This window comes from Nocardioides sp. GY 10113 (genome assembly GCF_004919105.1).
Taxonomy (GTDB): Bacteria; Actinomycetota; Actinomycetes; order Propionibacteriales; family Nocardioidaceae; genus Nocardioides.
The window spans coordinates 1-12,407 of the sequence record NZ_STGK01000014.1 but is presented as its reverse complement, the minus strand read 5'-3'; the positions used below and the strand labels follow the sequence as shown (position 1 = coordinate 12,407).

8 protein-coding genes are annotated in these 12,407 nt (G+C 72.4%); all 8 read left to right on the top strand.

Annotation, left to right across the window (positions count from 1 at the left end; translation table 11 throughout):
- Nucleotides 1-61: 61 nt before the first annotated feature.
- Nucleotides 62-1,072 (top strand): phosphate ABC transporter permease subunit PstC, encoded by a 1,011-nt coding sequence (gene pstC, locus E8D34_RS16025; protein WP_240771400.1) that lies wholly within the window; start codon nt 62-64, stop codon nt 1,070-1,072.
- Nucleotides 1,069-2,322, top strand: coding sequence for a phosphate ABC transporter permease PstA (pstA, locus tag E8D34_RS16020; RefSeq protein ID WP_136595664.1), 1,254 nt, complete (start codon nt 1,069-1,071; stop codon nt 2,320-2,322). The genes pstC and pstA overlap by 4 nt, the downstream gene beginning before the upstream one ends.
- Complete coding sequence (locus tag E8D34_RS16015) at nt 2,319-3,959, top strand: substrate-binding domain-containing protein (protein ID WP_136595663.1); 1,641 nt, start codon at nt 2,319-2,321, stop codon at nt 3,957-3,959. The genes pstA and E8D34_RS16015 overlap by 4 nt, the downstream gene beginning before the upstream one ends.
- A complete protein-coding gene (locus E8D34_RS16010) occupies nt 3,956-6,589 on the top strand; it encodes a hypothetical protein (protein ID WP_136595662.1) in 2,634 nt (877 codons plus the stop codon). The genes E8D34_RS16015 and E8D34_RS16010 overlap by 4 nt, the downstream gene beginning before the upstream one ends.
- A complete protein-coding gene (locus tag E8D34_RS16005) occupies nt 6,586-7,602 on the top strand; it encodes a class E sortase (protein WP_136595661.1) in 1,017 nt (338 codons plus the stop codon). The genes E8D34_RS16010 and E8D34_RS16005 overlap by 4 nt, the downstream gene beginning before the upstream one ends.
- Before the next feature lie 69 nt (nt 7,603-7,671).
- Nucleotides 7,672-9,231, top strand: a complete 1,560-nt coding sequence (locus E8D34_RS16000) for a substrate-binding domain-containing protein (RefSeq protein ID WP_136595660.1) — start codon at nt 7,672-7,674, stop codon at nt 9,229-9,231.
- Between the two features lie 92 nt (nt 9,232-9,323).
- Nucleotides 9,324-10,247, top strand: a complete 924-nt coding sequence (locus E8D34_RS15995; RefSeq protein WP_136595659.1) for a phosphate ABC transporter ATP-binding protein — start codon at nt 9,324-9,326, stop codon at nt 10,245-10,247.
- A 225-nt stretch (nt 10,248-10,472) separates the two neighbouring features.
- Nucleotides 10,473-12,407: N,N-dimethylformamidase beta subunit family domain-containing protein (locus E8D34_RS15990; RefSeq protein WP_240771399.1), on the top strand; the 1,935-nt coding region annotated here is incomplete at its 3' end.

Here is a 12,407-nt window from a genome sequence, read left to right as displayed (position 1 = left end):
AGCGAATCCGCGCGGCGCCAGCACGGCCCCTTCTCGGGCGGCCACGGACCAGGAACGATGCGTGACCACCCTGCCTGTCAACGACGCGGGCGCGCCCGAGGCGACCCCGCGCCGGATCAGTCGCCGCGCCACCGGCGCCGACGCCGTCTTCGAGCACGCCGCACGTGCCGTCGGCGCCTCCGTCCTGCTCATCACCGGCGGCGTCGGCGTCTTCCTCGCCTGGCAGGCGGTGCCGACGCTGCAGCACTACGGTCTCTCCTTCCTGACCGAGGAGCGGTGGGAGCCGGAGTCGGACGTGATCGGGATCGGCGGCGTGCTCGTCGGCACGGTCTCCATCGCGGCCGTCGCGATGTGCTTCGCGTTCCCGCTCGCGCTGCTGACCGCGCTCTACATCAGCGAGTACGCCCCGGCGCGGGCCAGGGGCCTGCTGGTCTCGGTGATCGACCTGATGGCCGCCATCCCGTCGATCGTCTACGGCCTGTGGGGCTTCTTCCTGGTCATGCCGCACGCGGCCGAGCTCGCCCGCTTCCTGGAGTCGACGTTCCCGTGGGTGCCGTTCTTCGACGTGCGCGGATCCGACCCGGACGCCGCCGTCTGGGACACCAGCCGGTACGTCGCCAGCGCGTTCTGCGCGGGCATCGCGGTCGCCATGATGGTGATGCCGATGGCCTGCGCGGTGATGCGGCAGGTCTTCTCGCAGTCGCCGCCCGGCGAGCGGGAGGCCGCGCTCGCGCTGGGCGCCACGCGCTGGGGAGTGATCCGCACCGTCGTGCTGCCGTTCGGCCGCGGCGGCATCATCGGCGGGACCATGCTCGGCCTGGGCCGGGCGCTGGGCGAGACCATCGCCGTGGTCCTGATCATCTCGCCGGCCTTCGAGATCAAGTGGAACGTCCTCGAGATCGGCACCAACTCGGTCAGCGCGCTGATCGCGGTCCAGTTCGGTGACGCCAGCCCGGCGCAGCTCTCCGCGCTGCTGGCCGCCGGCTTCGTGCTGTTCCTGCTGACCCTGGTGGTCAACACCTTCGCCGCGGTGATCGTGAACCGCAGCCGCGCCGGGGACGGTGACGCATGACGACCTACCTGCCGCTGCGCGACCGCGACGACCTGGACGCGCCGCCCGCCGTGCCGCGCCGCGCCGTCGGTGCCCCGACCGCGGACGAGACCTTCGCCCGGGTGGGCGCCTGGGCGGCGGCGCTGGCGATGACCTGGCTGATCACCCAGCGGTTCCTGCCGCTGAGCGGCCTGGCCTGGTTCCTGGTCTTCCTGCTCGGCACCGGACTGATCATGACCGGCCTGCTCACCGCGATGACCTCGACGCTGGTGGAGGTACGCGACCGGCTGTCCGGGGTGGTGGTGACCGCCGGGGCGCTGGCGGTCGGTGCGGCCATCGTCTCCGCGGTGGTCTTCGTCTACGTGCGCGGTTGGCGGCCGCTGACGTACTGGACCTTCTTCACCGAGGACATGGCGGGCGTCGAGCCCAAGGCGCCGCTGGACCAGGGCGGGATCCTGCATGCGATGGTCGGGTCGGTGATCCACCTCGGCATCGGGATCTCGATCGCGCTGCCGCTCGGCATCGGCACCGCGGTCTACATGACCGAGGTCGGCGGGCGGTTCTCGCGGGTCGTCCGGACCGTCGTCGAGGCGATGACCGCGCTGCCCTCGATCGTCGCCGGCCTGTTCATCTACACCACGGTGATCCTCGCGCTCGGGCTGCCGCGCTCGGGCTTCGCCGCCGGCCTGGCGATCGCGGTGATGATGCTGCCGATCATCGCCCGCGCCGCCGACGTGGTGCTGCGCGTGGTGCCGAACAACCTCCGCGAGGCCAGCCTGGCGCTCGGCGCCAGCCGCTGGCGCACGGTGTGGCACGCCGTCCTGCCCACCGCCCGCCCCGGCCTGGCCACCGCGGTGATCCTCGGCGTCGCCCGCGGCGTGGGGGAGACCAGCCCGGTCCTGCTCACCTCCGGCGCGGCGCCGTTCCTGGTGGTCAACCCGTTCGACGGCGCGATGAACTCGCTGCCGCTCTTCGTCTACACCCAGGCCCGCAGCGGCGTCCCGATCGCGATCGAGCGCGGCTTCGGCGCGGCCGCGGTGCTGATGGTCATGGTGCTGACGCTCTTCGTGGCGGCGCGTCTGATCGCCCGCCCGCGCCGCGCGCGGCCGTCCGTCCTCCGCCGGTTGGGCCGGCTGCCCGTCGCCTGGTTCCACGCGGCGCGCCGCATGGCCCGTCGACGTACCGGGCCGGCGCCGGTCGTCCCTCCAGCCGGCGCCGCCCGCGCCACCGTCCCCCCGTCCGCACCCGCACCCGAGGTCCGCCCGTCATGAACCGCCGCCCCCTCCCACTCCTGCTCGCCGCCGCGCTGGCGGGCCTGCTCGCGCTCGCCGGCGCCGGCAGCGCCGCCGCGGTCCCGCTGGTGCAGCGGACGACGTACACGACCATCGAGGGCACCGGGTCGACCTGGTCGGAGCTGATCGTCCAGAAGTGGATCGCCGACGTCGACGCCAACGGCATGAAGGTCGTCTACACCGGCGGCGGGTCGAGCAAGGGGCGCAAGGACTTCGCCCAGTCCACCAACGACTTCGCGATCTCCGAGATCCCCTACCAGGGCGTCGACGAGAACGGGAACGCCGACAAGTCCGACCGCCCCTACGCCTACCTGCCGATCGTGGCCGGCGGCACCGCCTTCACCTACCAGCTCAAGATCGGCAACGAGCTGGTCCGCAACCTGCGGCTGTCGGGGGAGACGATCGCCAAGATCTTCACCAACCAGATCACCAACTGGAACGACCCGGCGATCGCCGAGGACAACAACGGGCGCACCTTCCCCTCGCTGGCGATCACGCCGGTGGTCCGCTCCGACGGCTCCGGCACGACGGCGCAGTTCACCACGTGGATGGACGCGCAGTACCCGAGCATCTGGCGGCCCTACTTCGGGCACTCCGGCCTCACCTCGTACTACCCGCGCAAGTCAGGGTCGCGGACGGTCGCGCAGGCGGGCTCCGACCAGGTGATGAACACCGTCAAGGGATTCGCCGGCAACGGCACCATCGGCTACGTCGAGTACTCCTACCCGGTCAACGCCAACTACCCGGTCGTGAAGGTGCTCAACAAGGCCGGCTACTTCGTGGAGCCGACCCAGTACAACACCGCGGTCGCGCTGACCAAGGCGAAGATCAACCCGAGCACGCTCACCCAGGAGCTCGACGGGGTCTACGTGAACCCCGACCCGCGGGCCTACCCGATCTCGTCGTACTCCTACATGGTCATCCCGACCTCGGCCACCGACGCCCGGATGACCACCGCCAAGCGCCAGACCCTGGCCGACTTCGTCTACTACTCGCTGTGCGCGGGCCAGACCAGCGCCGGCTCCTACGGCTACTCGCCGCTGCCGCTGAACCTGGTCCAGGCCGGGTTCGACCAGGTCGCGAAGCTGAAGAAGGCCGACCCGGAGGTCAACCTGACCGACCGGGACGTGCGCAGCTGCAACAACCCGACCTTCGACGGCACGAACCTCAGCCACAACGTGCTCGCCGACAAGGCGCCGCAGCCCGCAGCCTGCGACAAGGTCGGTGCCGGGCCGTGCGGCACCGAGACCGGCACCAACAAGCCGTCCACCGACGACACCGGTACGCCGGGGGCTGCCGACCCGGACGCGCCCGCCGCTGCCGACGCCGACGGCGGTGCCGGTGCCGGTGCCGACGACGCCGGCTCCGGGCCGGGCGTCGGTGCCGACGGGCCGGCCGCCGAGGTCGATCCGGAGACCGGCCTGCCGGCCGCTGACTCCGCCGTTCCCACCGACGCGGCCGGCGCCGCGGTCTACGCCAACCCCACGCTGGTCTCGGCACGGCCCGGGGACCAGCGGCCCTTCGGTGTGCTCGCCGTCCTCCAGCTGTTCGCGCTCGTGCTGGTGCCCGGGCTGGTCGTCGCGGTGCTCCACCGGCGTCGGGGAGGCCGTCCGTGAACCGCACCCGCGCCCTCGTCGGCGCCACGCTCGGCGGGCTGCTCTCCCTCGTCGTCCTCGCGCCGGCCCCGGCGCCCCGGGCCGACGCGGTGGCCCCGCTGGTCGCCGCCGCACCCGACTCCACCTCCGACGCCGCGAGCGGCACCTACCGGGCCACCCGCTCGCTGGAGCGGACCATGGTCGAGGCGACCGGTGAGAAGACGGTCGGCTCGTACTCGATGACGGTCAGCGCCGACCACACCACCAACCTGCGCGGCCGCGAGCGGATCCGGATCTCCTGGACCGGCGCCCCGCCCAGCGGCGGCCGGGCCAGCAACCCGTACGGCGAGAAGGGGCTGGCCCAGGAGTACCCGGTGGTGGTGCTGCAGTGCCGCGGCACCGACGACCCTGAGCTGCCCGCCGACGAGCAGCTGAGCAGGCAGACCTGCTGGACGTCGTCGTACTTCCAGCGCTCGCAGGTGCTGACCTCGCCGAGCGCCGCGCTGTGGACCGTCGACCGCTACGCCGCCGACGCCGACGTCGAGCGGCTCTCCGGCCTGGCGGACGTCCCCGAGGACGCCTGCACCACGGTCCGCGACTCCACCAGCTTCTACAGCCACCTGACCCCCTTCGTGGCGGCGTCGGGCGCGGTCTTCCCCGCCTGCGACCGCGACACCATGCCGCCCGAGGCCGCCGTCGGCGCGGCGTTCCCCGCGGCAGAGGTCGCCGCGTTCTCCGACGCCGACGGCGCCGGCTCGGTCGACTTCGAGGTCCGCTCCGCGGTCGAGAACGAGTCGCTCGGCTGCTCCGCGGAGGTCGCGTGCTCGATCGTCGTGGTGCCGATCGCGGGCCTGAGCTGCGGGGCGTCGTCCGACCCCGTCGGCACGGTCGACAGGAACTGCCGGCAGTACGGCGAGTTCGCCTCCGGCAGCAGCAACTTCGCCGGCCTCGGCATCGACGAGGCGGTCGGCCCGGCGCTGTGGTGGTCGGAGTCCAACTGGCGCCACCGGTTCTCGATCCCGATCACCTTCGGGCTGGCGCCGGACGCGTGCGACGTGCTCGACCCGCGGGCGCCGGTCGGCTTCTCCGGCTCCGAGCTGATGGCCCAGGCGGCGCTGCAGTGGGCGCCGGCCTACTGCCTGAACCGGAAGCGGTTCAAGTTCCAGCTCAACCAGATGCCCGACCAGACCGGGTGGAACCTGATGGAGAAGGGCGAGACGGCGGCGGCCTTCGTCTCGGGGCGCAAGGACCAGGTCGGGGACGACCCGGTCGGCTACGCGCCCACCGCGGTCACCGGGTTCGCGATCGGCTACGTCGCCGACAGGCCCGACAACGGCGGCGAGGTGCCCCGGCTCAACCTCAACCCGCGGCTGCTGGCCAAGCTGCTCACCCAGAGCTACCCGGGCTCGGCGCTCGGCCGGGGCCACCCGGGGCTCGAGGAGAACCCGCTCTCCCTGCTCAGCGACCCGGAGTTCATCAAGCTCAACCCGGGGCTGAGCCAGCGCGACACCGAGGCGGCGGCGACGCTGCTCTCGCTGTCCAACTCCTCGGACCAGGTCGAGCAGCTGACGGCGTACATCGCCGCCGACGCCGACGCGACGGCGTTCGTCGACGGCGACGCCGACCCGTGGGGGATGACCGTCAACCCGTCGTACGAGGGGCTGGCGCTGCCGACCGCGGAGTGGCCGCTGCTCGACACCTACACGCCCGAGACGCAGGACCCGTGCCGTCAGGCCAACCCGTCGGTCTACCTGACGCAGCTGGCCGCGCCGGTGACCACGCTGCGGAAGATCTCCGACGCGCTGATCGACTCCTGGCCCAACGTGCAGACCCGGTGCGACGCCGACCTGACGTCGGTGGCCGGGTGGAAGGTCGGCCGGATCGACCGCCAGTCCTACGGCGCGCGGTTCATGCTCGGCCTGGTCAGCCTCGGCGACGCCGAGCGCTACGGGCTGCGCACCGCCTCGCTGGCCACCGCGAAGGGCACCTACGTCGCGCCCACCCAGGGGTCCCTGGCCGCGGCGATCGGGATCTCGGCCCAGGCCGACGGCGACGACTACGGACCGTTCGCCCTCGACCCGGCCGACGTGCGCGCCGCACGCGCCGCCTACCCGGGCACCCAGGTCGTCCACACCGCGGCCCGGATGACCGGCATGGAGGCCGACGAGGCCGCCACGGTCGCCTCCTTCATCCGGATCGCGGTCTCCGAGGGCCAGCGGGTCGGTCGCGACAACGGCGACCTGCCCGAGGGCTACCTCCCCATCGTCAGGACGGGGGTCACCGCGAAGCTGTGGCGGGCGGCCCAGCGGGTCGCCGACGCCGTCGAGGCACAGGAGGTGCCGAGCGAACCCGAGCCCGACGAGCCCGCCGAGGAGGAGCCGTCGGCGACCCCCGACCCGGGCCCGGCGACCGTGGCGCCGGCACCGCCGGCGGTCGAGGAGCCGGCCGAGCCCACCCCGCCCGCCACGCCGGGCGAGAAGGGCAGGAAGGGCAAGCGAACCCCGCCCGAGGAGACCGTCGTCGCCACCGAGGCGGCCAGCTCCACGACCGCGTTCGCGATGCTGCCGACCCTGCTGGTCCTGGGCCTGCTGGCGGCCGCGGCGTCGCTGGTCACCCGGCTGGTCGGGACGCGGCGAGGAGGTCGACCGTGACCGCCACCGCACCGCCGCCCGCCACCTCACCGGTGCCGCCCGCGCCGGCTGGGACCTCCGCGCCGACGGCGACCGCGCCGACCGCGCCGACCGCGCCGGCGGCCGGCGGGCCCGGGAAGGGCCGCCGCGGCCAGCGAGCCGCCCGGCCCGAGCGCCCGCCCCGGCCACCACGACCGGAGCCGAGCGCCGGCAACCTCGCGGCCAGCACCTCGCTGACCGTGCTCGCGGTGCTGTGCCTGTGGCTGCTGGTGCACCTGCTGTTCCTCGGCACCGTCTCGCACGACCGGGCTCAAGCGCTGCTCCACAGCGACTTCCGTGCCCAGCTCGCCGGGGCCACCGCACCGGTCGGGCCCGTCGTACCGGCGGGCGAGCCGGTGGCGCTGCTCCGGATCCCCGCCATCGGCGTGCAGGAGGTGGTCGTCGAGGGCACCGCCGCGGGGGACCTGTTCGCGGGGCCGGGGCACCGGCGCAACACCGTGCTGCCCGGGCAGGTCGGCACCTCGCTCGTCTACGGCCGCTCGGTGACCTACGGCGCGCCGTTCGAGCGCCTCGCCGAGCTCGCCCCCGGCGACCTGGTCGAGGTGACGACCGCCCAGGGGAAGCGCAACCTCCGCGTGCTCGGGGTACGTCGCGACGGCGACCCGCTCCCGCAGCCGGCCGCGTCGGGCGCCGCGCGCCTGACGCTGGTCACGGCGGCCGGTGAGGGACGGTTGGCGGCGCTCAGCCCCGGCTCGGCGCTGTACGTCGACGCCGAGGTCCCGCAGGGCCACCCGGCCCCTGGCGGGGTGCCCGCGGTGGTGCCGCCCTCGGAGGAGGCGATGGCCTCGGGCACCGAGGCGCTGCCTCTGCTCACCCTCTGGCTGACGTGCCTGATCGCGGTGGTCGCGGCCGCGCTGCTGGCGCTCCAGCGGTGGTCCGCGGGACTGGTCTGGGTGGTCGCCGTCGCGCCGGTCCTGGCGCTCGCCTGGCTGGCCACCGACACCGCGATGCGGCTGCTGCCCAACCTGGTCTGACCGACCTGATCCGACTTTCCGACCTGCACAACCCAACCAAGTGATGCACCGAGAGAAGAAGAGGAAGAAATGTCTGCACGCAAGACGCTCGGGGGGATCGTCGCCGGGACCCTGGCGACCGCGGCCGTGGTCGCGGGCGCCGCTCCGTCCTACGCCGTGTACACCGCCGACGCCGACGACGTTCTGCCCACGGCCAGCTCCGACCTGATCGGCGCCGGCTCGGACACCACCCAGCACGCCATGAAGCTGGTCGCCGAGGCGTGGAACTCCTCGCTGCCGGCCCCCGACTTCGACGTCGCCACCCTCGCCGCCACCTCCGGCGGCACCGTCTCGGTCCTGGGCGACGAGATCACCCGGCCGAACGGCTCGACCGCCGGCAAGAGCCTGCTCTACGGCGACAACGAGAACCCCGAGATCGACTTCGCGCGCTCCTCCTCCGGCCTCAAGGACGCCGAGAAGGACGCGGGCCTGCAGCTCCTCCCGTTCGCGGTGGACTCGCTGAGGATGGCGGTCTCCCACGACGTCGCCTCGCACGCTCCGGGCACGCTCACGATCGCGCAGCTCGTCGGGATCTACGACGGCACCTACACCAACTGGAGCCAGCTCGGCGGCACCGCCGGCACCATCGTCCCGATGCTGCCGCAGGACGGCTCGGGCACGCTCAGCTTCTTTACCGACCAGCTGAAGGCCGCCAACGGCGGCACGGCCGTGACGCTGGCGCCGTCGGTGGTCCGGGTGCAGGAGCACGACGACACCGACATCAAGGGCGACGCCAACGCGATCGCGCCGTTCTCCGTGGGTCGCGCCGGCCTGCTCGGCGACACCGTCGCCCTGCTGGACGGCTTCTCCGCGGACCGAGCGCTCTACAACGTGGTCCGCGCCGACGACCTCGAGGACGCCGACATCCAGTCCGTCTTCGGCCCCGACGGCTTCGTCTGCTCCGACCAGGGCGCGCTGCTGATCGCCGAGGCCGGCTTCCAGCAGCTCGCCAGCGAGGCCGACGGCGGCGAGTGCGGCGTCGCGACCCAGAGCTCGACCTCGAACTTCACCACGAGCGGCGTGAAGGAGCCGATCGCGACCACGGTCGCGCTCACGGGTGCGAGCACCGCGGCCCGCAAGGCCACCCTCAAGGCCGTGGTCAAGGGCTCGACCAAGCCGGACGGCACCGTCACCTTCACCGAGGGCGGCACGGTCGTCGCCGAGGACGTGCCGCTGATCGGCGGCACCGCCACCGCCACCCTGACCGGCCTCACCCCGGGCAAGCACACCTACCAGGCGGTCTACGCCCCGGTGGTCGGCTCGCTCTTCCAGGCCTCGCAGGACGGCGGCGTCGTCACCGTGAAGACCACCGCCACCATCAAGGAGTCCTTCCCGGCGAAGCTCGCCAAGGCCACGAAGAAGGCCAAGGGCGTCGTCACCGTCGCGCTGAAGGGCGTCTCGGCGAAGGCCACCGGCAAGGTCACCGTGCTCAAGGGCACGAAGAAGGTCGCCACCGCCAAGCTCGTCAACGGCAAGGCGAAGCTGACCCTGGGCAAGCTGGCCACGGGCAAGAACAAGCTGACCATCACCTGGGCCGGCAACGCCGCGGGCGTCCCCGCGACCAAGAAGTTCACGATCACCAAGAAGTGATCACGGGGTAGCCACCGCAGGCGGCCGGGCCGGCAGGGGAGACCCGCCGGCCCGGCTCGCCACCACCGAACGGAAGACGAGTGAGTACCAGCATGACCAGCCAGCCCCCGGCGTCCGAGCCGATCGACGCCGAGCCCGCCACGACCCAGATCGACGCCGTCGGGGGTGCGCCCGCCCCGGTCGCCCCGGCCGCGCCGCGGTTGCCCGCCGCCACGCCGTACGGCGAGCTGCGGCTCCCGGCGCTCGCCGAGCTCGAGGCCCGCGAGATCACCGCCTGGTTCGGCGACCGGAAGGTCCTCGACCGGGTGTCGCTGACCATGGGCGCCGGGCAGATCACCGCGTTGATCGGTCCCTCCGGGTGCGGCAAGTCCACCTTCCTGCGGATCCTGAACCGCATGCACGAGCTGGTGCCGTCGGCCCAGCTCGCCGGGGAGGTGCTGCTGGACGGGGAGGACATCTACCGGCGGGAGAAGCGGCTGATCGACGCCCGTCGGGCGATCGGGATGGTCTTCCAGAAGCCCAACCCGTTCCCGGCGATGTCGATCCGGGAGAACGTGCTGGCCGGGCTGAAGGTGACCGGCACCCGGATGCGTCGCTCCGACAAGGACGACCTGGTCGAGTCCTGCCTGACCAAGGGCGGCCTGTGGAACGAGGTGAAGGACCGCCTCGACGCGCCCGGTGCCGGGCTCTCGGGCGGTCAGCAGCAGCGCCTGTGCATCGCCCGCTCGCTGGCGGTGCGCCCGCGCGTGCTGCTGATGGACGAGCCCTGCTCGGCGCTCGACCCCACCTCGACCCGGGTGATCGAGGAGACCATGGTCGAGCTGGCGAGCGAGGTGACGATCGTGATCGTCACCCACAACATGCAGCAGGCCGCGCGGGTCTCCGACCAGTGCGCCTTCTTCCTCGCCGCCCAGGGCACGCCGGGCGTGATCGTCGAGCACGGGGACACCCGGGACATGTTCGAGGCGCCGAAGGACAGCCGGACGTACGACTACGTGAACGGTCGGTTCGGCTGAGCCACCGGGCACCGGTCTAGGCCGAGCGGGCACTTGATCCCTCATTCTCGGTAATTCTGCGACCCGGCGCGGATCGTCTGTCGCGCCCGCGCGTCACTGGCGGAAATTGGACACCCCCCGCCGCGGATCCCGCTCCGGTCGGCTCGGGAGCCTGAGTGATCGGGGCGGTTGATGGACGGTCGACGACGACTTCGGAGTGGCGCAGGCCGCTGGTGGGTCCTGGCAGTGCTCGGGGCGGTGGTGGCGTCCGGGCTGAGCGTGGTGCTGCTCCCGGCCCCCGCAGCCGTCGCGGCACCGTGCGACGCCCCGATCGTCAGCCCGGTGGCGTGCGAGAACACGAAGACCGGGAACCCGGAGAGCCAGTGGGGCATCTCGGGCGCGGGTAGCAGCAACATCCAGGGCTTCGCGACCCAGATGAGCGTCAACGTCGGGGAGACGCAGGGCTTCAAGATCGACACCAACGCGTCGTCGTACCGCCTCGACATCTACCGGATGGGCTACTACAACGGCATGGGGGCGCGCCTCATCGCCACGGTCAACCCCACCACCATCGTGACCAACCAGCCGAACTGCGTCACCGCCTCCGCCACCGGCCTGGTCGACTGCGGGAACTGGACGCAGAACGCGTCCTGGACCGTGCCGTCCGACGCCGTCTCGGGGATCTACTTCGCGCACCTGGTCCGCACCGACGGGACGAGCGGCGAGAGCCACGTCTTCTTCGTGGTCCGCAACGACGACGCGCACTCCGCATTGCTCTTCCAGACCTCCGACACGACCTGGCAGGCCTACAACGCCTACGGCGGCAACAGCCTCTACACCGGATCGCCGGCCGGCCGCGCCTACAAGGTGAGCTACAACCGGCCGTTCACCACCCGTGGCAACGCGCCGGAGGACTTCGTCTTCAACGCCGAGTACCCGATGGTGCGCTGGTTGGAGTCCAACGGGTACGACGTCAGCTACACCTCCGGCGTCGACACCGATCGCCGCGGCGCCGAGCTGCTCGAGCACCAGGTCTTCCTGTCGGTCGGCCACGACGAGTACTGGTCGGGCCCGCAGCGGGCCAACGTCGAGGCCGCCCGTGCCGCCGGGGTCAACCTTGCCTTCTTCAGCGGTAACGAGATCTTCTGGAAGACGCGTTGGGAGAACAGCATCGACGGTTCCGGGACGCCGTACCGGACCCTGGTCTCCTACAAGGAAACCCACGCCAACGCGGTCATCGACCCCCAGGACCCGCCGACCTCGACCGCCACCTGGCGTGATCCTCGCTTTGGGGCACCGGCGGACGGTGGGCGGCCAGAGAACGCGCTCTCCGGCACGATCTTCACCTCCAACTGCTGCGCCACGAACATGGTCGTCGCGGCAGCGGACGGCAAGATGAGGTTCTGGCGCAACACGCGGGTGGCGACGCTGGGGACCAACCAGACTACGACGGTCGGCACCAACACGATCGGGTACGAGTGGGACGAGGACGCCGACAACGGCTCGCGGCCCGCGGGGTTGATCCGGCTCTCCCAGACCACCGCGAGTGCCGAGGTGCTGCAGGACTACGGATCGACGTACGCCAGCGGGAACGCGACGCACTCGATGACGCTCTACCGCGCCGCCAGCGGCGCGCTCGTCTTCGGCGCCGGCACCATCCAGTGGTCCTGGGGACTCGACGCCAACCACGACCGCGGCTCCGCGGCGGCGGATGTCGCCGCCCGCCAGGCCACCGTGAACCTGCTGGCCGACATGGGCGTGCAGCCGACGACGCTGCAGTCCGGGCTCACCGCGGCGACTGCGTCGACCGACACCACCGCACCCACCTCGACGATCACCTCGCCGACGGCCAACGCGACCGTTCCTGTCGGGAGCGCACTCACGGTCACCGGCACCGCGAGCGACGGTGGCGGCGGCCAGGTCGGCGGCGTCGAGGTCTCCACCGACAACGGGACCACCTGGCACCGCGCCAGCGGCCGGGCCTCGTGGACCTATACCTTCACCCCGGACGCCAACGGGACGCTGCGCATCCGCAGTAGGGCCGCGGACGACAGCGGGAACATCGAGACCCCGGGCTCTGGGGTCACGGTCACCGCGGGAACGGGGGTGCCCGGCAGCTGTCCGTGTTCGATCTGGGCGGCGTCGGCGACGCCGGATCGGACGGATCCGGATTCGGCGTCG

Coding starts and splice junctions, on each gene's coding strand:
- pstA (WP_136595664.1), top strand. CDS start 1,069: ATGACGACCTACCTGCCGCTGCGCGACCGCGACGACCTGGACGCGCCG.
- E8D34_RS16015 (WP_136595663.1), top strand. CDS start 2,319: ATGAACCGCCGCCCCCTCCCACTCCTGCTCGCCGCCGCGCTGGCGGGC.
- E8D34_RS16000 (WP_136595660.1), top strand. CDS start 7,672: ATGTCTGCACGCAAGACGCTCGGGGGGATCGTCGCCGGGACCCTGGCG.
- E8D34_RS15995 (WP_136595659.1), top strand. CDS start 9,324: ATGACCAGCCAGCCCCCGGCGTCCGAGCCGATCGACGCCGAGCCCGCC.